Origin of the sequence: Chroococcidiopsis sp. TS-821, assembly GCF_002939305.1 — a bacterium.
Classification (GTDB): Bacteria; Cyanobacteriota; Cyanobacteriia; order Cyanobacteriales; family Chroococcidiopsidaceae; genus Chroogloeocystis.
Genome location: NZ_MVDI01000016.1, coordinates 20960 through 41833, shown reverse-complemented (window position 1 = coordinate 41833; position 20874 = coordinate 20960). Strand labels below are relative to the sequence as shown.

Below are 20874 nucleotides of genomic sequence, written 5' to 3'. Positions count from 1 at the left end.
TTATCTTCTCTTTACTTAGCTGGATACTGTTGTAAAACCTGCTTAATATATTGCCCTGTATACGACTGTGAATTTTCTGCTACTGCTTCTGGCGTACCGGCTGCAACTAATTCACCACCTTTATCGCCACCTTCAGGACCTAAATCAATAATCCAATCGCTACAACGAATCACATCTAAATTGTGTTCAATTACCAAAATTGAATTACCTTTATCCACTAAACGTTGCAATACATCTAATAATTTATGCACGTCATAGAACGATAAACCTGTTGTTGGTTCGTCAATCAAATACAAAGTTTTTCCTGTAGCGCGGCGCGATAACTCTGTTGCTAATTTTACCCGTTGCGCTTCACCACCTGATAGTGTTGTTGCCGGTTGACCGAGTTTAATATAACCTAATCCAACATCGACTAGTGTTTGCAATCGCGTAAAAGCTTTGGGAATATTTTGGAAAAGCTCTAAGCTTTCCTCTACTGTCATATCAAGAACATCAGCGATGGATTTTCCTTTATATTTCACTTGCAGTGTTTCGCGATTATACCGCGCACCTTTACAGACTTCACACTGCACGTAAACATCAGGAAGAAAGTTCATTTCAATAACATTGACACCTTGTCCGCCACACGCTTCGCACCGTCCGCCTTTGACATTAAATGAAAATTGTCCTGGCTTATAACCTCTGGCTTTTGCTTCAATTGTTTGACTAAAAACGTCGCGAATGGCATCAAAAACCCCCGTGTAGGTAGCGGGGTTAGAACGCGGCGTTCGTCCGATGGGAGATTGATCGATGACGATCGCTTTATCAACTGCGTCCAATCCTTCCACCGCCTCGATGTGTTGCGGAAATGGCACTTTGCGCGTCAGGTGATGTTGTAAAGCCGGATAAAGTAGTTCGTTAATAAGTGTTGATTTACCGGAACCTGAAACTCCAGTTACGCAGACAAGTTTACCAAGGGGAATTTCAACATCAATATTTTTTAAGTTATTGCGGTGGGCGTTTTTCATCACCAGCGATCGCCCGTTACCTTCCCGTCGTTGTGCGGGTGTTGCGATCGCCTTGCGCCCTGATAAATACGCACCTGTTAGCGAATCTTTTGCTTCTAGTAATGCTTGCAAGTCACCTTGCGCGATGATACTACCACCATGAATTCCCGCACCAGGACCAATATCAACAACGTGATCCGCCGCGCGGATGGTTTCTTCATCGTGTTCGACAACAATTAAGGTATTTCCCAAATCACGCAATCGCGTTAAAGTCCGTAGCAAGCGTCCGTTGTCGCGTTGATGCAATCCGATGCTTGGTTCGTCTAAAACATAAAGTACGCCTGTAAGTCCGGAACCAATTTGTGTTGCTAAGCGAATGCGTTGCGCTTCTCCACCTGAAAGCGTCATTGCTGGACGGTCTAAAGTGAGGTAGTCTAACCCTACATCCAAAAGAAACTGCAACCGTGCTTTGATTTCGCGCAATACCAAATCTGCAATTTGCATTTGGCGATCGCTGAGTTTTAAATGATGAATCCGCTGCTGACAGTCGCGAATCGAAACTCCGGTAAGATCGAGAATGCGGTATTGTCCTAAACGCACCGCCAGCGCTTCGGGTTTTAAGCGTTGTCCTTGACAAACTTCGCACGGTTGATAGACAAGATACTGTTCGAGTTTTTGTTTAATCAGTTCGGAAGCATCATTATATTGTCGCTGTAAAATTGGAATGACACCTGCGTAACGGCGATAGTCATTGCGATCGTGGTTCCAAATCGGTTGTTCTGCACCGTGCAAAATCACGTGTTGCTGTTCGGGTGTTAGATGTTTCCACAGCGTTTTAAGTTCAAACCCAAAAGCTTGCCCGACACTATAAAGTAAGGAAAGATAGTAAGAATTGTCTTTTTCTGACCAGGGTGCGATCGCCGCATAAACTGGCTGTGCAGGATCGGGAACGACTAACTCTGGTGAAAATGTCCGCAAACTTCCCAATCCATGACAGTGCGGACACGCACCATACGGCGAATTAAAGGAAAATAAGCGTGGTGACAGTTCTTCCATCACCGCACCATGTTCGGGACACGCAAAGTTTTCGGAGAAGACGATTTCTTTTTCTAAGGGTGACGTAACGTAGGTAGTTCCATCCTCTGCGGCTTTCATCACAACATTATTATCAGCCTCAGCGCGATCGAGAATCTCAATCACAGCAATTCCTTCCGATCGCCGCAAACAAGTTGTTAGCGAATCTGTGAGACGTTCTTGAATTCCTGGTTTTTTAATTAAGCGATCGATGACAACTTCAATGTTGTGCGTTTGATTTTTATCGAGTTCAATCGAGTCACTCAGTTCGCGGACTTCTCCATCAATTCTAACGCGGGCGAATCCTTCGGAAGCAAGGCTAGATAGGAGTTTGCGGTGCGTTCCTTTTTTTCCGCGTACCACAGGGGCGAGAATCTGAAAGCGGGTGCGATCGGGTAATTCCATAATGCGATCGCTCATCTCGTCGATTGTTTGCGGTGCAATCGAGCGATCGCAAATTGGGCAATGCGGTTTCCCAGCACGTCCGAACAATAACCGCAAGTAATCGTAAATTTCTGTTACAGTACCAACTGTAGAACGCGGATTGTGCGAAGTTGATTTTTGATCGATCGAAATTGCCGGACTTAAGCCTTCAATTGCTTCGACATCAGGTTTATCAAGTTGTCCTAAAAACTGCCTAGCGTAAGCACTGAGAGATTCTACATAGCGCCGCTGTCCCTCGGCAAAAATTGTATCAAACGCTAAAGAAGATTTACCCGAACCGGATACACCAGTAAACACGATCAAGCGATCGCGCGGTAACTCTAAATCAATATTCTTGAGATTATGCTGTCTAGCCCCACGGATACGGATTGTATTCTGACTAGCGCGATTCACACTCAGGGGACGATTCCCGTTTGCATCCAGCGTGTCTAAAGTTTCAGCAAAAGAAGACATGAGGCAGAGGAAAAACCATTGCTTAATGATTTTAGCGTTGCCTTCTTGTTCGCGGTTAAGGAGATGTTATTCTCAACAATTTCTATCTACAGACAGGAGATTAAGTACCACAATCTGGTTATCCTTGTTCGTGTTTTACCACTTTTGCAATAAATTTTAACAGAAGATCGATGAGGAAAACGATAGTATTAGCAACGCTTTTAGCGATTTCTGGCTTAAGCGCGATCGCGACCCCAGGAATGACCCAATCACGCCAAAAACCACGTCCTGCAACCCCTACAGCCCCCGCACAACAAGGAGTTGTTTTACCATCTGGTCGTGGTTCTCAAGCAAGCCTTGAGTATCGACAAGTGGAACGTGCAGGACGTGACCTTGCTAGAGCGCGAGAAGATTCATATCGCATATCGTATCTTGCTAGTCAGGTTTCATCTTCGCAAGCCAACGAATTACTACCCATCGCTCAACAAATCATGGAAAGAGCAGAATCTAACTTTAGAGGTGGTCAGTACTTTGAAGCATCTGAGCAAGCAAAAGCTGCAGCTGCTATATACGAGGCTGCTGAGAACCTCTATGAAAGTGAGCTAGGTTACGTAATAGGGAAAAAAGGTCCTAGCGGTCCTTCCAGAAGCTACATTGAAGCGCCCCAACGCGCACAAGAACGCATTGCTAGAACCGAGGCGGAAATTCAATATTACCGTTCAAACGACAACACGGTAAGACAATTACTTGACCGCGCGCGATCGCTTGTCGCTAATGCTCCAACATCAACAACCGCAAGCGCGACAACACCAATCGCAAATAATGCTAATTTTGCTTACTTAGCACAAAACCGTGCTGCAGATAGACTACTTCGAGCCGCAATGCACTTAATTTCAGCAGAACGTGGCTTCTAAATGAGCTCAATATTTAATCTTTAATAGTATTGGTAATGGGTAATTTTGATTACCTATTACCATCAAATCAAGGATGCCTGTAATTTATCTAATAAATTTACTGGTAGGCAAACTGTAAAGCAGCTACCACGTCCTAGTTCGGAAGTCACGGTGATATCTCCTCCGTGTAACCGCGCTAGTTTACGCGATAGCGCTAAACCTAAGCCAGTTCCTTCATATTTACGATTCAAGCCGCTATCAAGTTGCTGAAATGGTTGAAATAAATTTGGTAAATCTTCGGCAGCGATGCCAATTCCAGTATCGATAATAGCAAACATGATGTGGTCTAAATTCTGACTAACTTGAAGTATAATTTTTCCTTTGGAAGTAAATTTTACTGCATTATTGAGCAGGTTAAATAAGATTTGTTTAAGGCGGCGCTTATCGGCGACACAAGTTATTGTTTCTGTTTGAATAACCAAAGAAAATTCTAATTCTTTTTTTTGTCCTTTTTCTTGAACAAGTGATAAACATTCTTGGCAAATGTCTTTGACACTCAAGGTCTCAAGGTTTAATTCTTCCTTTCCCGCCTCAATTTTTGATAAGTCAAGAAGATCGTTGATTAAGTCTAATAAATGTTGTCCAGAAGAATGAATTAGCGCAATGTATTGTTGTTGCTTCTCGTTGAGTTCTCCAAAAATCTGTTTGAGTAAAAGATTAGAGAAGCCAATTATTCCTGTGAGCGGAGTTCGGAGTTCGTGACTCATATTTGCTAGAAAGTCAGTTTTGGCGCGATCCGCAGCTTCTGAAAGTAATTTTTCTTGTTCGAGTTCTTGCGTACGTTCTTTGACTAGTTGTTCTAAGCGTTCGTAACTTTGGGCATTATAAAGCGCGATCGCGGCTTGATTGGCAATGCGTTGTAATAGCTGAATTTCCTCTGGCGTAAAAGTTCGCTGCGTTGTTGTTGTCTGTAATGATAATCCCCCAAAGAACTGGTCGCGGATAAAAATTGGTACGCGCAATTCAGAGCGCATTTGTATTTTTTGGATGAGGGTTTTTCGCTTGGTATCGATATTAATCTTGGCAAAATCAGGGGCGTGAAAAACTTGATAGTAAGAAGCAAAATAAGTGGGATTCAGCAATTCTATATGATCGGATATAGGAACCTGCAAGTGTAACGTGGAAACTATTTTTGAGCTTTTTCTCCATTCTTTCATCACGCGAATATGAGTTGTATCGATTGCAAAAATAATCACGCGATCGACACCAAATCCTTGACCTGTAAGGTTAACAATTTCTTGCAAAATATGTTCAGGATCGAGGCTAGAATTGAGCGATTGACTGATATTGTTGAGTAAGTGTTCGCGTGCAGCTTGTTGTTGGACTTGGTTAAAGAGTTGTCCTTGTTGAATTGCGATCGCAACTTGGGTGGCTAACTTCTCAATCAAATCAACTTCGCTGAGTTGCCATTGGCGCGATCGCGAACATTGATGCACGGCAAGCAATCCCCAAGCACAGTCACCTTGTAAAATCGGAACAACTAACCGTGCTTTGACGTGCAATCGTTGTAATATCTTGGCAAATTGAGGATTGAGATTGGCTTGCGCAACATCATCAATTGAATGAACGCAGCCGCGCCGACATTCAGCCTGAGTTTCTTGTAACCAGGTACCATGCACTTTCATCTCAGAGTCAAAAGGCCAATCAGCGGCTACAGATTCAGCAACAATTTTGCCATGACGATTATCTTCAAAGCGAAAAATCATCACGCGATCCGCGTCTAAAAATTGCCGAACTTCTGCAACAGCTGTCGTGAGAATTTCATCTAAGTTGAGTGATTGACGAATTCGCGTCGCAATTGCACTTAATAAGCGATCGCGTTCGGCTTGTTGCTGAACTTGAATTTCGACTTGCTTGCGTGCAGTGACATTACGGATAATACCTTCAATTGCGGTTAAAGCACCATTGCTGTAGAGCGTTACATTGCTTTGTTCTGTCCAGACGATCTTCCCATCTTTGCGAATCCAACGCAGCATAAGAGGTTGGGGCATTTCGCCAGCAAGCGATCGCTGCCATAGTTGCTGGTCGTCAGGATGCACAATTTGTGAGATTAACAAAGGATTGCGGTAATACTCTTGCGGTGTATAACCTGTTATTTTAGTAACAGCAGAACTAATATAATCAAAGCCTGGAGTTGGCTCAAAGCAATAGCGGTAAAGAATATCGTGGGCATTATCTGCCAGGCGGCGGAAGCGTTCTTCACTCGCTTGTAAAGCAATTTCGGCTTGGCGCTTTCGATCGCGGAGATTTTTTTTGTCAATAGCTTGTTTAATCGCTTCACCTAGGCGAACTAAACGATCTTTCAGTAAATAGTCCGCTGCACCCTGCTTCATGCACTCAACAGCAACTTCTTCGCTGACGCTACCGGTGACAACAATTAATGGAATGTCTAGTTTTTGTTGCTTTAATAACTGTAAAGCTTGTAGCGCGCCAAATTGTGGCATTCCATAGTCTGCAAGAATTACATCCCATGCTTGATTTATTAAGCACGCACGACAATCATCTTCGGTTTCGACACGCTGCCATTTGGGCTTAATGCCGCAAGCGCGCAGTTCGTACAGTATAAGTTCTGTATCTCTCACTGAATCTTCTAAAATCAAAACCCGCAACAAAGTGGACATAATCTTTTTTTAAGATACCGGAGGTTGATTCAGTAGCCGCCAAAGCCTAACTGTCGTCCAACTTCTGCGAACGGCTCGAAGTCCACAGGTTTGACGGTGTAGGTATTGACTCTTAGCTGATAACTGTCAACGATGTCGCGTTCTTCGCGCGAAGATGTCAGAACTACTATAGGAATCAGGCGCGTGCGAGGATCAAAATTAATTTTTTGCAGAACCTCTAAGTTATCAACTTTTGGTAGTTTGAGGTCGAGGAGAATCACCCTAGGTCTATCATTTATTGAGCAATGTGCATAGTTGCCAGCACAAAAAATATCGCGGACTACCTTAAATAAAGCCATGCTAGAAACAGCGATCGCAACTCCCAGCAAGAGGAAAACCTTCGGTAGGTCACAATCAATTGCCACTAGGAGGTTGTCAGTTGGTATGGCAATGACGTACCTTGTCCAAATGCCGATCCCCATCGCGATCGCGCCACCACTCAACCGAAATTTGCGAATTTGTCCAACCGCAACGGTAAAGCCTCCAAAGCTTAATGCCGTGTAACAAGCAACAATCGCGATCGCAATCAACAGGAAGACAAGTCCTAGATCGTGATGCGACAACAATACATCAGTGTCAGACATTATTATTACCTACTTCCCTGCCCCTGCGATAGCCAACAATGCTAACAAACGCTAAAAGCGAGTGTCTATAGAAAAAACCTCCCGATTTGAGAGGTTTTTACGGTTAATTAATTAAGATTGATGAATTTCTAGATAAGAACAGCAATGACACCACCCATCGCGGCTGCAATTGCCGAAACAACTGCGGTTGCAAATAGCCACCAAGCTGCACTTTCTGCTGCCTTGCGGGTTTCTTCCGCTTGTCGTTGTGCTTGCATTTTGACTTGTTCGAGCCGACGTTGCGCTTCTTGTTGAATGCGTTCTGCACGTTGCAGCACGTTGTTACGCGCACCTTCAATTTGGTCGATAATCCGGTTAGCATCGGCTTCCGAAATATCCTCACGCGAACTTAAAATTGCAACAAGCGTGTCGCGGTTAAATGACCCTAAGCGATCGCGAATCGCTTCAAAGCCTGCTTGCGGATCGTCAAATAACTTACGCACATCTTTTTTGATGCTATCGTAGTTGAGTTCAGGACGATCGAGTGAATTTAAGTAATTGCGGATTCTACCAAACACGCCATCAATCACGTCTTGAATCCGGCGTTGAATAGCCCGTACTTGTTCGACGAACTGATCGCGTACCGCCAGAACTTGATCGACGGTGCGCGCCGCTTCTTCTTCTGACATATCACCGCGTGCTTGTAGAAGTGCAATAATCGTCGAACGGTCAAAGTGTGACAAGCGCTCGCTTAAACTTTCTACTCCGGCGCGCGGATCGTTGAGTAACAGGTACAATTCGCGCTTAATCGCTTCAGGATTTAATTCGTCTTTGCCCGTACTGCGCAAATAATCTTCCAAGGTTTGTTGGAAGTTTTGCACCCTCGCTTGCGTGCGTGCTGCCAAGCGGCGCGGTGAGCGAATGATGTTGCGGATGGAAACTTGAATTTGATCGATAATTTGGTTCACTTGGTCTTCGCTTAAGTCTTGGCGTTGACTCAACAGCTTCACCAACGTATCGCGATCGACCTGGGCGAGGCGTCGTCTGAGTGCAGCCGCACCTTCTTGCGGATTTTCAAACAAACGCGCAAAGTCGCGCTGAATGCCTTCAGGATTAAGTTCATCCTTACCAGTATTGCGCAGATATTCCGCGATCGTCTGCGTTACCGAATCGTACTGCTCTTTGGCTTTGTCTGCAATGATTTGCGGCGCGTGCGTGATATCGTACCACGTTCCTTCGACTTGTTGCAGTATTTGGTTAATCTGTTCTTCCGATAAGTCCTGACGCTGATTTAACAACTGAACTAATGTATCGCGGTCGAAACGCGACAGCCGCGCTCGAACTGCGGCGGCTCCAGCTTGCGGATCTTCCAGCAGTTTTTGCAAATCGCGCTTGATACCTTCGGGATTAAGTTCATCCTTACCAGTATTGCGCAGATAAGACTCTAAATTAATCCACAGCGTTTCCGCTTGTTGTTTGGCTTGATCCGCAACATTTTGCGATTCAAACAAAACTTGCTGGCGTACCTCTTCCACTGAATTGAGGATCGTCTCTGCTTCCTCTGGTGTAATGTCGTTACGTTGTAGCAAAATTTGTCTTAAAGAATCGCGTTCCAACCGCGCTAGGCGCAAGGTGAGTAATTCATGATCTGCTTCCTCATCCTCTAACAACGGCTTGAAATCTTGCTGCATCTTTTCAGGCGTCAGATCTGCCTTACTTGTTACGAGTAGATAACTTTCAACACGTCGCTGTAACTCTTGAACCGCTTCGCGTTCTTCTTCGGCTCGCACGATAGTCAACACTTCTTGCCGAATGCTTTCTAGCTGGTCGGCAATCTCTTGAATTTTGGCTTGTGTAAAGACACCGCGTTGTTGCAACAGATCGGCAAAATCCTTGCGCGAAATCTGCTCAAGCTGACGCCGTACAGTTCCTGGATCGGCAGCAGGATCGTACAAAACGTCACGAAATTCTTGATTAACTTTTTCGCGGTTAATCTGCCAAGAATAAGTATTCAGTAAGTAGTTTTCGACATCTGCGCGAATCGTATTGTACGGTACAGCTGCACTTTTTATTCCTACTTGCTCGGCAACCTTTTCAGCTTGATCTGTTGCTTTATCTCGTGCTTGCGAAAGCGAACTCAAGATTTTCTCAACATCCAAATCGGAAAGATCCGCTCTTCCCATTACAAGTCCCATCAAGGTTGTCAAACCTTGTTGAAGCGACATTTGGAAAGGTCCTCCGCCTCCAGCATCTGAGTCTTGCTTTCTCTTGCTCGCGCGGACTTCTGCAATCAACTGATCTATCTTGGCGCTTAATTCGTCCGTTTTGGCTTGCCCAGGTTGTACCGACTTGAGGTAGTCAATCAACTCACCCATGCGATCTTTTTGGGGAGCATGCTGCGATACAACTTGTCGCCACACACTTTCGAGTTGATCGACAATGCGATTAATATCGCGCCGTGAAAGATCGGTACGACTGCTGACCAACTCTACAAATTTCTGGCGATCGATGTTCCGCAGATCGTCTGTACCCGCAATTTCTTTTAGCTGCGGATCGTTCAACAGATTTTCAAACTCCTTACGGATATTCGACAAGTTCAATTCGGGAGGACGAAGTGAATCCAGATAATCCTCGATATTTTCCCGAATTGTCATCGGGTCGATCGCGCTGCCAAGTTCGCGACGTACCGCCGCCGCCGCTGCTTCAGCTGTAGCAACAACCTGGTTATTTACCGCCTTCGCCCCAAATGCAGCTGTTGCTGTGCCAATAATTGCTTGCAATCCTGATGTTGCGGTATTGACAACTGAGCCAACTAGGGAACCTACAGTAGTAGAACTAAACCAAAACAGCAGTAAAAAATATGCTCCCCAAATGACAAGTCCGAGAATTGCTCCTAGTCCTACATCTATAGGTAGATTTAGCAAACTTAGTTGCACTGCCAAAAGACAAGCGATGAATAAGGCAACACTTACGGTGACTAAAGTCCAAATTCCTACCGCAGTACCAATCTTGCGAATCGTCCCTCCGACACTACCAGAACCATCGTTACTCGCTGAGTCTGAGTCTGAGGAACGCCCCAAGAAAGAAATGCCAGCAGCAACCGAGAGGTTTGTTAGCACCAACTGAATGGCAAAGGCAAGAATAATACCAGAAATTAAAGCAACAAAAAATCTCGGACCTGAGAAAACTAATGCTGCTTCGGCTGGTGTGATTGGAGCAGGAACTGGTGTCACCTGCGCTATCCAAGATAATGCTCGGTGTGGCTCCAGTAGTATTTCCGTATTCTCAAACATGATATCCCTTCGTCAAAGCCTAAATCAGGGTAAATTATAAGATTACATGAGAAAAAACTCTGTATCTTCAGCAATACTCAACTTTCTAGCTCAGAGTCTTTGAATCGGATAGGCTAAAGCATCCCCCTAAGGTCTGAAAAGCTGTCTTCTAAACAAAAGCAGGTAAGCATAAAAATCAATAAAGTCTAGTTGCTTTCTTTACTCTAACTTTATTAACCTACGGTAGGATGTAACACTTTATTGAAATCTTTAAAGACTTACACCCTCCAATGGTAGAATTACTACTTTTAAAAATATCTCAATGCTCGCTCTTTAGACCTGGTTGAAGTTTGTATCTGTAGATAGAAAGCAGCACAGAAATAGCTCGATACAGTTAAAAGCAGCAGCAAATTTTTTAGGAGCAAAATATGGATAGCAATAGCAATACAAATCTACCTTCAGTTGCTAAAGAATATAACGGCAAAGATCGCAATGCTTTTCTTTTCGGCTGGAATCCACAAGCTGAACTTTGGAACGGACGCTTAGCCATGATTGGCTTTCTTGCATATCTACTCTGGGACTTAGCCGGCTACAGCGTTTTACGCGACATATTACACTTAATTAGTTATTAACTAATTGCTTAAGCACGAATAGGTGAAGTCAAATAAATAATCGATTTTTCAACCTATTCGTGAATCTAAAAAGACATTTAAATAGGCATTAATTCGTTTAACACTAAAATCGATTTGTAAGTTACAAAAACACAAGTAAATCAAAATTTATTTTCTACTTGCCAGGACTTTAGGTAACGAAAACCAAAATCGCGAACCTCCTTCAACACGAGCAAGATAGCCAATCTTGCCACCCCAACGTTCTACTGTAATTCGGCAAAAGTACAAACCAAGACCACTTCTTCCGGTGTTTTGCTTACCTTGAGTAAATTTTTGAAATAACCTTGTTGCTAACTCAGGTGCGACGCCAGGACCTTGATCGTCAACAGTAAACAGAATCGATTCTGGCTGTGACTGAATATTCACTGTAACTGCAGTATTGGGCGGAGTATGTCGCCACGCATTCTCTATTAAATTAGATAGCACTCGTTCTAAGCGAGCTTTGTCACCAATCACTCTCCAATCTTGTTGGGGATCGATTCTACTATCCAGTTCTAAACGCTTTTTGCCGAAAACGAATAGCGGTGACAAAAGACTAATCATTTTAGTAGTGCACTCAAGAGCATCGGGGAAGTGTGAATCTGAAGCGAATTGAATTGATTCAACTTCCGCAGCAAAAGTATCTAGAATATTTTGAATTAGAAATTCTTGCCGTTGAGCTTGGATTTTACCTAGTTCTAGATATTCTTTAGCTTTGTCTGTTATATCTTGTAGCTCTATAAGATCTAAGCAATACCTTATTCCGGTTAAAGGTCCAGCTAAATCATGAATAATACAATGAATGAGAAATTCTTTTTTTTGAGTTTCTTTAATTAAAGCTTGATAATTTAAACTTTTCTCTCTAGCTTGTTGTATTAATAACTGCTTTTCTTCATTTACAGTAAGTTCTCCTAAAGAAATCAGTAGAAATTTTTGAGACAAAGCGTTTACGGCTACGGCTTCTAAGTAGTGTTCGCTTCCAGAATCGTCTGTTTCTATCCACAAACCTGACTTGAGAGTTCCTTTATTCTGCTCTTGCCAGTGTTTTTCTGCATCAAATAAAAAATTCTCTAAAAATATGAATTTGTCTTCTAAAACTAAATTTTCTGTTTGTACAACTTCAGGATAGAATTGTAAGAACCAAGCTGGAGGATTTCCTATTAATTTAAACGCTTTGTTATCTAAGCGTGTGAGTACAACAACATTTAAAGCTGCAAATAAGTCGAGAATAGTAGATTCATCAATCATGGTGCGGCAAACAAGAATAAACTTTAATAGGTTTAGTGGTATCGTTAATTTCTGATGAACTTAATGAAAAATGCTTTTGAAGTCGATCAATTCGGTGAAACGTATTTTCATCTATTAAAATTTCTCCAGAACAAGCTTGATCTTTTAATATTGCAGCTACATAGACAGGGTAGCCTAATATGTTGAATTTTTGCGATTTTTGATAGTTATTTGTACTTATTATTAGTGAACCTGAGGCAATACCAATACCAATACTCAAAACTGGTAAATTATTTGCTTGTTGAGCTTTGCCGAGTTTCTGTACTGCGTTAATCATACTCAATGCAGCCTCGATTGCACGCTTGGATAGAGAACTTGTTGAGGGCAAAATACCAAACAAGGCGATCGCTGTATCTCCAAATATATTGCTCACTAGTCCGCCGTGCTCAAGGATTAAATTAGTTAGTGTCAAGAGATACAGATTGAAAGTGCTAAAAATAGTGTCAGGAGGGTATTTGTCTATATAAGCAATGTAATCGCGAATATTAGCAGATAAAACAGTTTTATTTTGATACTCTAGTGATTTAAAGTTGAGATGATTTGACCTTTTTTCTCGATTCACTAAACTTTGCTTGAGAAATTTTATTTGCCGTTGAGATACTAAACTCAACTCGTTATTAATTTGTTGGCTCAGCCAATGCTGGCTTTCTTCTTGAGAAGCATCAAGAAATAAAATCCAGTTTCCTACATCGCTCGAAAAGATATGAATATCTGCTGCAACCCCGCATTCAGTTTTAACACATGGTAAAAAAATAGGAGAATTGTCAATTGGCAGAATTCCTTCTAAAAAAAAGACCTTTTCTTCCAGACAATCTCCTTGTTGTAAATTTTTTATTCCATAATTTTCTAACTTGCCTCCCCACTGTGTTATTAACCCCTGATTATTGACTAACAGGTACGCTAAATCGCGCTCTCCGACAGTGAATGCTTGGATATAATTGAGAACTGGGATAGGAAATGTCATTTAATTTAGCATCTTTTTAGCAAGGGTAAAAAAGGCTTGTTCAACACCTTCACCGGTTTTAGCGCTTCCTCTAACTACTGTCCATGGCTTCTGGAGCAATTGCTCTAGGACTGCATCTTCTATTTCCCAATCATTGATTAAATCTACTTTATTAACTATGATAATAAAAGGAATATTGCCAACTGTTTCTTCCACTTTTTCTTGCAAAGATAAAGCTTTATCTAATGTTTCCTGTCGCGTTCCATCAACGACTAAAAAATAACCGGAAGCGCCTCGCAGATAAGTCATTCTTATTTTTTGAAAGTCGTCTTCTCCGTGAATATCCCAAATAATCAAGCTAACTTTTTGCTCTTGAATATTCACTAACTTCTTATCTATTTTGACCCCTACTGTAGTGTGGTAAGTGTCAGAGTAAATACTTTTGACAAATCGCGCTACAAGGCTGGTTTTTCCTGTAGCAAAAGCACCTACCATACAAATTTTCTTTTGAATCATAACTATAAAGACTTGTTGCTGGTGGTGTCGTCAGTAATAAAAACTTTGAAAGATACACTGCGATTAAGTGCTTGCTCTTTTTGCATATATTGATTAAATAAAGGTTGTTTTGTTCCTATTCCTACGGCACTCATATTAATAGATGAATAGTTCTGAGAATTTAAAATTGATAAAACTTTATATGCTCGTGCCTGACTCAGCACAAGGTTTTTTTCATTATTACCCTGCTCGTCAGTACGCCCTATAATTTGAAGATAAATTTGCTTATGATAATAGGGTGCTAATTTGGATAAATTTTGAAGTTCTTTAAAGAGAATCGATAATTTGTTATCTTGGCTTGGCAGAAGTTCAGTGTTATTTTCTCCAAAAAGGAGAATTTGATTTTCAATCTGCTGTTGGCTATGTGTTAATTCTTGAAAGTCAGTTTCAGTTAAATTTTTTGTTTGTAATTGAGTAATTCCTGGAATAGTACGTACCAATTTTTGAGCTTCAGTAATCCATTGCTGTGGTGCTGAACCCGTGGCTGAAAGTACGCCATTTTCATTAATTGCTAAAGTTCCAGTTTCTGGAGGTTGTAAAACCTGTTTTGCTCTTTGTAATATAAAGTTTGATTCAAAAGAAAGATAAGGTTCCCACTGACTAACGACTGTTTGGGGCTGAATATTTGATTCTTGCAAAAGAGTGAGAGGATTTATCGCCAACGGATCGCGTAATCCGGAAACAAAATACTTACCATGGCGCCTTCCTGTTGTAATAACAACTATTCCAGGTTGTGCTTCTAGCCGTGTTAAATAAGTTTGCCAACGGTGTCTACTTTGCCAAGAAAGAAAGCTCCACAAACCAGTAGCAAAAAGTAGCGAACCGAGGAGAATCCATAAAACTGGAGAATGTTTCTCTTCTTTGACAGAATACTGAGATTGCAAGCAACTTTCCAAATATTTTCGGCTAGATTCAAATAAAGAATCATCACCTTCATATATCTTGAGTTCTCGTTGAAATTCTCTATGTATGGTTTCGATTACTTGCTGAAATACTAACCTCAACTCTTCAGGTGCATTGCCACGAATAACACCTGCCAATACTGCTTGCGGACCTTGTTCGATCCAAATAGTAAGCTCGCCAAACTGTAAAGTTTCTAAATTTTCACCAGCTTTCACTGGAAAAGAATCTTGAATAAAATCTTGAATTGCTGTTAGCATTGCTGATACTAGATCTGCATCCTGAGTAGCAACTAAATCAGCAGTCACGTGTTGCAGTAATAAGCCTGTTTTTTTATGAATGAGAAAAACTTGTTCGACGCGGTAAAGGAGAGTCCGTAGCAGCACTACTTCCGCAAAGGATTTGCCTGTTTGACGGGCTTCTAACCGCCATTTAAAACTTTGTATCGAAAAGCTATGTTCCAATGTTTGATTGAGTGATTGGAGCATTGTGCTTAAAGTTGTCGCAATAGATTTTCTAATTGCTGGTCCAATAATAGGGAAAATAGCATTAGCTAAGACGTGTAGATCTTTTTTGACAGAAGCTTGAATTGCTTCTTCTACAGTAGGTAATAACGCTTGAGTAAGTTGTTCGTCGTTTTGGAGCGATCGCAAAATAATAGCTTCTGGAAGAACGCGGCTGATATCTTCTGCATGAATTTGCGGATCGTCTAATCGTTTCTGTATTTGTTCGAGTTTCTCTTGTTCAGGAGAAATTAACAGCTTGCGCAATTCAGCGATCGCATCTATTTCTGAATCATCATTTGTGTCTAACGAATTTGTGGTAGGTTCGTGCGTAGAAAATTCAGTCATCGCTTACATAATTTCTAATTTAAATACTGCTTATCGTTATGCACTGGTAGCCCAAAAGCTTAAACTTCTGGGCTAAACTAATAATAATTTAAACTTTAGTAGCGTACTTAATTAATCATTTCCGAGCACGTCAAATTCATTATTTAGTTGCATAGCCATTTGTGTAAGTAAATTAGCTAAAGTTACTCGATCCATTTTTTCATTGCGTACTTCCTGAACTTCCTTTTCAATTAAAGCAACAATTTGTGCATATTTCGCTTGTATTTCATTATCAAAGTTATTAGCTTGTTCCAGAATTTGCTGGCGCATCTCTCGTTGCTTTTGTGCTGTTTGCTCGTCTAATTGAGCAATTCTTTTCTCTAAGTTTTTTGTTGTATCCTGGATATGTTGTGTTACTTTTTCTATTGCTTCGTCTCGCTCAGCATGTTCGCTTTTAATTTGCTCAGTTAATGTATTAAATTCTTGCTTTATTTAAGAGTCTAGAGATTCTAAACGCTTTTTAGTTTCTGTTTCTAGAGATTTAGTAATATCTTTGGTACTTTGATTTAGCTCTTTTAATGCTTCTTCGCTAGCAGTTTGCTGAGTTTTAATTTCTATAGTCAGAGATTCTATTTCCTGTTTAATATATGCCTCTAGGGAGTCTAGCCGTTTTTTTGTATCATTACGTAAATTCGTACATTCTTTAAGGAAACGTTCTTCTAACCGATTAAACTTTTTATCAAACTCCCGAATTTGATTTCCAAATAAAATATCCCTAACTTTTTCTAAGTTTCCATTACCAGAACTATCTCCAGCCGTTAGTTGTGGTTTCATTGTTTGCATCGTATTTGCATCGTATTTGATTTATTCGGTTCAACTGCAATATATGTAATTTGTTCTTCTTCTGGCGTGTTCATCAATTTAATCCTTTTTACAGTCGGCGCTGGATTAGTGTTTATTTGTTCTACTACTACATACGCAATGTGTTCTTCTTCGGGTGTATTCATTGATTTGATCCTTGATTACTGAGTTGCATTGGTTGCATTGCGATTTCACCTTCTTAGGTTGTTTGAGCCATCTTACTTCAAGATATAGTAAATACCCTACTTTCTGCAAAATAAGGCATAAAGCAAGTTAAACGTTAAAACTGAAAAAAAGAAGGCTACTAATTTTTGGAGCGCATGACGCAGCTAGTGTATTAGTAACCCTCAGCTTATTTTATCTGCAGATGTATGATGTGTATTAGATGTGAGTGAAAAAATATAAATAGCTTCTCAGCCGTGATGTTAGTTTATATCAATTAAAGTAATTATTTTTACTCAGTTTTAACTATAAGTTTTAATAAAAGCACTTGCGCACTTATTAAAGGCAAGCACGCAAGCTCTATTTTTGTGGTTGTTACTTAGTCATTTGATATAAATAATTCCGGCGTAAAACTGCCGTGCAATCCATAAGGAATATGGTGCTTGAGGTGGAGACGCGCGATCGCACCTTGCTCTAAATTACGTGCATCTAAGATCGCGACATCGGAACGATGATACGCTGCATCATAAACTAACGCCAATATCCAGCCATCATCTTCACTTTCAGCGCCAGGGCGTTCGACAAAAACTGGTTCGCTAATAAAACCGCGCGGTGCAGCACTCCACAATTGTCGCTGCCCTGATTCTAAATCGATTTTGAGAATGGCTTGCAAAGGTGCATTTCCAGTCGCAGCATGCGCCGCCCCCAGATACAAATACCGACAAGCACGTCCAACTTTGTCAGGATGCATCGTCGGAAATTCACAACAACGTGGTTCAATTAATTCTCGCGCTACGGTTTGCTGTTGCAAGTTGACATGAAAGCGCCAGAGCTGTCCTGGTTTGAGCGCATCAAAATCAACTTGTTTGAAGTCACTTCCAGCTTCAACTTCAGGAAAAGATTCGTAACAAATCGAGTCGATAAAAATTTCATCGCCTTGCTCAAATGCATTCGCGTGATGAAAAACAAAACCAGATTGCGTTTCTAGAATTTGTACGTGACGCGATTTATGTCTTGGAATGATAACAATGCGGGTTGGTTGGTTAGGAAGGAATTTAATGCATTCTCCCGCACCGCGCAAACCTAAAACAAAAGGAATCGGATTAAATGCAATCGGATTTTGGAAGAAGATGCAGTAATTTTCGGTAATGGCAAAGTCGTGAATAAATGCGAACCCAGGAACATTGTGCGCGTGTTGGCGAATTACGTTTCCCGCTGGATCTAACTCAAAAATCGTAATTGTTGAAGACAAACCAGGCTTGATCGAGAAGTTCACCATGCACGGTGCGCCACCATCTTGGTTACACCGAGGATCGATACGAGGATGTGCAGCGAAAGCTTCGCCGTCAGCTAAAACACCGTTGAGTGAGTCTTTACCTAAGGTGTCCAGCGTTGCCGGATCGAGGCGGTGGGGATCGGCAGCTTCCCATAATGCTAAAAGTTTACCGCCCCAATAGACAACGTTGGTATTGGCGATATTTTTCAAGCGCAGATCGAAGGCGTTTGCTAGCCAACCACCAGGCTTTTGCGTACCGAAAACACCGCGATAGAGGATTTTGCCAGCTTTTTGTTCTTCTAAGAACGCAGCAGTACGGACAAAACGGTTACGGAAGTGCGCGCGACCATCTTTAAAGGCGATCGCGCTAACCATACCATCGCCGTCGAACGGATGGTGGATTGGCATACCGTTAATATCTAATAACCCTGGACCATTGCGAAACAAAGTTCCCTGCAATTCTGGTGGAATTTGCCCTTCAATGTCGTCAATCCAGTAATCGTATTCAGTTTTGAGCGACTTGTATCCTCCTTGCCAGTCTTGGCGTTGATAGGAGTGGATAGGTACTGTAGATGCGCGTTCGTGAAGTTGCATAGCTGTAATGGCTAATGGTTAAAGACTATAAAGCTAAAATCTACTCTGCGGGTTCTTTGGCGGGCTGTTGCAAGAGTGACTGCGGAACTAACTCAGACATCAATTCTGGTAATCGTCCTTGTCCAAGCTTGGTAGAAGTTGCATCAGCATCAGTTTCTGCATTAGGTTCAATTGTCCGGGTTGTGATTTCAGTTGCGGGTAGCCAATTGAGAAACGGTAATGGTAACAATGTGCTGACGTTGGCAATGACAACGAGTAGCCAAAGGTTTTGAAAGTTAGTTTGCGTAATCCCCATCCAATGCATAAGTAAGGCGCCTAATTGATAGGAAAGCAGACCTCCTAAATTAGAAATTGACATTAACAGTGCAAATAAGGTTGCTTCCACGCCTGGAGGGCATAAACGTGCTGCCAACACTAGAACTGGCATATATGCAATCTGCCCCATCACCGTGAGGATCAGATTGTCACCAATGCTAAACCAATGGTCATCAATGCCCAAAGCCCGGTTAGTATGCGTTACAAGTAGCAGCGTACTCATCCCTAGAACCGCTGAGAGTACGGTACTCCACCCAAAAATGACGCGAAACGGGACACTTTTCAAAAAGCGGTGAAATACCCACACGCCAACAAGCGAAGCGATACTCGTAACGAGGCGGACTCTTCCTAAAAACTCTGGTTCAAATCCCAATTCATTCGTTGTGAAGAAAAAGAAAGCGGCATCAGCCGTAGGAGTTGCTTGCCAAATAAAGACAAATGCGGTGGGTAACCAAATGGCTTTTTGTGTAATCGCCTTACGTAATTCCCCCAGTTGATGCTTAATAGTCGATAGATCTGGTTTTTCGCTAACAGGAGACTCGCTAATTAACCACGCGACTATGGAGACAATCAACGGAAAAGAAGCCGTAATCCAGAAGATGGTGCGCGTGGAAAAGAGTTCGAGGAGTAATCCACTAAAATACGCAGTGATCAAGCCACCGAACGCTGAAGCACCCCAACACAGCGATTGTAACGAGCCGACTTCTCCTTGTGATTCGGCGCGCGCGCGTTCTACGACAAGCGAGTCAACAATCACATCCCCGATCGCGACTGACAGCGAACCAATTGCGAGTGCTAAAGTGGCAGCAGCAGAAGTGTGGACGATTGTTGCTAACCCCGCCCAAGAAAGCGAGCCTAAGATTCCTGACAAGATCAGGTAAGGACGTCGTCGGTATCCGAGAATCGGCAAACCATCGGAGATGAACCCAAACAGAGGTTTAACGATCCAAGGTAACGCCACAATCCCAAACAGTGCTGATACCTCTGCTGGACTCAAGCCCAACTCGTCTTTGAGGAAAAAGCTCACCGCTAACCGCGATAACCCCAGAATACCTTGCACAAAGTAAACCACTAAGATGCCAAGTAACTCTGGAGTGGGTTCGTGACCAAAAAACAGTGTTTTTGTCAAGGAGTTTTTCAAACTCGTACCGCTAGGAGAAATAAACATTGATAATTCTTAATAAATATCAATGCTTACTATAGTATCCATCTACCCTAGGATGTGTAACCCCCGTGTCAAAGAAGGAGTCAGAGAGTTGAAGAAGCAGAGGAAGCTTCAGGTGCAGAGGAGATAGATAGTTATAATTTCTCAATGGTGAGTGTTGAGTGAAGACGCTCCTCAATTACACTCTTCCACTCGATTCAATCAGGGTACTAAGCGTCATAAAACTCCTTTTGAACTAGGAATTGTTCCTGCACGTCGGGGATCAATTTCTAGCGCCATGCGCATTGCTCTGGCAAAAGCTTTAAATGTAGCTTCGATGATATGGTGCGAGTTGATACCATCAAGTTGGCGAATGTGGAGTGTCATTTGACTGTGGTTGACGATCGCCACAAAAAACTCCCGCACGAGTTGAGTGTCGTACGTACCTACGCGTTGAGTTGGAATTTGTAAGCCGTAGCTGAGATGAGGGCGTCCTGAGAAGTCTAGCGCCACTTGTACCAAAGCTTCATCTAAAGGCGCGAGAAAGTTACCAAAACGAACTATTCCTTTGCGATCGCCTAATGCTTTGTTGAGCGCTTGTCCCAGAGTAATACCAACATCCTCGTTGGTATGGTGATCGTCAATTTCGAGATCGCCTGTTGCGCGGACATCTAAGTCAATTAAACCATGTGACGCGATTTGATGCAGCATATGGTCAAGAAACGGTATGCCCGTTGCTGCTGTACACTTGCCTGTACCGTCAAGATTTAAATTCACTTGGACATCCGTTTCGCCGGTAGTGCGGTGAATCGAAGCTGTTCGCGCTACGGCAATGTTGGAGATTTGTTGTAGGGTGTCGCCCCGCTCTGGAGGATCGCTTAACTGCATGGAGTCAAAATTAACAAGAACAACTCTAATACCATGCTACAATTTTGCGAACGGCAGGCGAGATGCCTGCTTCCCCACAATGCTA

The 20874-nt window shown here is 42.3% G+C and carries 16 protein-coding genes; 2 read left to right on the top strand and 14 right to left on the bottom strand.

The features are described 5' to 3' along the window. Window positions 1–11 precede the first annotated feature (11 nt). On the bottom strand, window positions 12–2957 hold the full coding sequence (gene uvrA / locus B1A85_RS22700; protein ID WP_104548991.1) for an excinuclease ABC subunit UvrA: 2946 nt from the start codon (window positions 2955–2957) through the stop codon (window positions 12–14). 170 nt (window positions 2958–3127) lie between these two features. On the opposite strand from uvrA, the gene B1A85_RS22695 reads away from it, so the two are divergent. Then, window positions 3128–3850 (top strand): hypothetical protein, encoded by a 723-nt coding sequence (locus B1A85_RS22695; protein WP_104548990.1) that lies wholly within the window; start codon window positions 3128–3130, stop codon window positions 3848–3850. A gap of 62 nt (window positions 3851–3912) precedes the next feature. Here B1A85_RS22695 and B1A85_RS22690 read toward each other — a convergent pair whose 3' ends face one another. The 3 genes from B1A85_RS22690 to B1A85_RS22680 all read right to left on the bottom strand — a co-directional run bounded on the left by B1A85_RS22690 (window position 3913) and on the right by B1A85_RS22680 (window position 10405). Beyond that, window positions 3913–6510, bottom strand: coding sequence for a GAF domain-containing protein (locus B1A85_RS22690; RefSeq protein WP_104548989.1), 2598 nt, complete (start codon window positions 6508–6510; stop codon window positions 3913–3915). Window positions 6511–6539: 29 nt separating this feature from the next. Continuing rightward, window positions 6540–7133: a response regulator gene (locus tag B1A85_RS25000; protein WP_210404688.1), complete on the bottom strand. Its 594-nt coding sequence runs from the start codon at window positions 7131–7133 to the stop codon at window positions 6540–6542. Window positions 7134–7261: 128 nt separating this feature from the next. After that, entirely contained in the window at window positions 7262–10405 is a 3144-nt protein-coding gene (locus tag B1A85_RS22680) for a hypothetical protein (RefSeq protein ID WP_104548988.1), read from the bottom strand. Window positions 10406–10812: 407 nt separating this feature from the next. On the opposite strand from B1A85_RS22680, the gene B1A85_RS22675 reads away from it, so the two are divergent. Then, window positions 10813–11016, top strand: coding sequence for a chlorophyll a/b-binding protein (locus B1A85_RS22675; protein WP_104548987.1), 204 nt, complete (start codon window positions 10813–10815; stop codon window positions 11014–11016). Window positions 11017–11163: 147 nt separating this feature from the next. On the opposite strand, the gene B1A85_RS22670 is transcribed toward B1A85_RS22675, so the two are convergent. The 10 genes from B1A85_RS22670 to hisB all read right to left on the bottom strand — a co-directional run bounded on the left by B1A85_RS22670 (window position 11164) and on the right by hisB (window position 20789). Then, window positions 11164–12282 (bottom strand): sensor histidine kinase KdpD, encoded by a 1119-nt coding sequence (locus B1A85_RS22670; protein ID WP_104548986.1) that lies wholly within the window; start codon window positions 12280–12282, stop codon window positions 11164–11166. After that, the gene (locus B1A85_RS24115) at window positions 12275–13285 is read right to left on the bottom strand and encodes an adenylate/guanylate cyclase domain-containing protein (protein ID WP_168192466.1); all 1011 of its coding nucleotides are present in this window, start codon (window positions 13283–13285) and stop codon (window positions 12275–12277) included. The genes B1A85_RS22670 and B1A85_RS24115 overlap by 8 nt, the downstream gene beginning before the upstream one ends. Further along, on the bottom strand, window positions 13286–13780 hold the full coding sequence (locus B1A85_RS22660) for a Rab family GTPase (RefSeq protein ID WP_104548985.1): 495 nt from the start codon (window positions 13778–13780) through the stop codon (window positions 13286–13288). A gap of 2 nt (window positions 13781–13782) precedes the next feature. Then, window positions 13783–15570 (bottom strand): OmpA family protein, encoded by a 1788-nt coding sequence (locus tag B1A85_RS22655; protein WP_104548984.1) that lies wholly within the window; start codon window positions 15568–15570, stop codon window positions 13783–13785. A 111-nt stretch (window positions 15571–15681) separates the two neighbouring features. After that, window positions 15682–15879, bottom strand: coding sequence for a hypothetical protein (locus tag B1A85_RS22650; protein ID WP_104548983.1), 198 nt, complete (start codon window positions 15877–15879; stop codon window positions 15682–15684). A gap of 162 nt (window positions 15880–16041) precedes the next feature. Beyond that, the gene (locus B1A85_RS22645) at window positions 16042–16383 is read right to left on the bottom strand and encodes a hypothetical protein (protein WP_104548982.1); all 342 of its coding nucleotides are present in this window, start codon (window positions 16381–16383) and stop codon (window positions 16042–16044) included. Then, entirely contained in the window at window positions 16380–16556 is a 177-nt protein-coding gene (locus B1A85_RS24110) for a hypothetical protein (protein WP_168192465.1), read from the bottom strand. Before B1A85_RS24110 ends, B1A85_RS22645 begins: the two co-directional genes overlap by 4 nt. A gap of 395 nt (window positions 16557–16951) precedes the next feature. Next, the gene (locus B1A85_RS22640) at window positions 16952–18442 is read right to left on the bottom strand and encodes a carotenoid oxygenase family protein (protein WP_104548981.1); all 1491 of its coding nucleotides are present in this window, start codon (window positions 18440–18442) and stop codon (window positions 16952–16954) included. A gap of 40 nt (window positions 18443–18482) precedes the next feature. Further along, window positions 18483–19925 carry a folate/biopterin family MFS transporter gene (locus B1A85_RS22635; RefSeq protein WP_104548980.1) on the bottom strand — a complete coding sequence of 481 codons (1443 nt, stop codon included), beginning with the start codon at window positions 19923–19925 and terminating at the stop codon, window positions 18483–18485. Between the two features lie 213 nt (window positions 19926–20138). Next, a complete protein-coding gene (gene hisB, locus B1A85_RS22630) occupies window positions 20139–20789 on the bottom strand; it encodes an imidazoleglycerol-phosphate dehydratase HisB (RefSeq protein ID WP_104548979.1) in 651 nt (216 codons plus the stop codon). Window positions 20790–20874 lie beyond the last annotated feature (85 nt).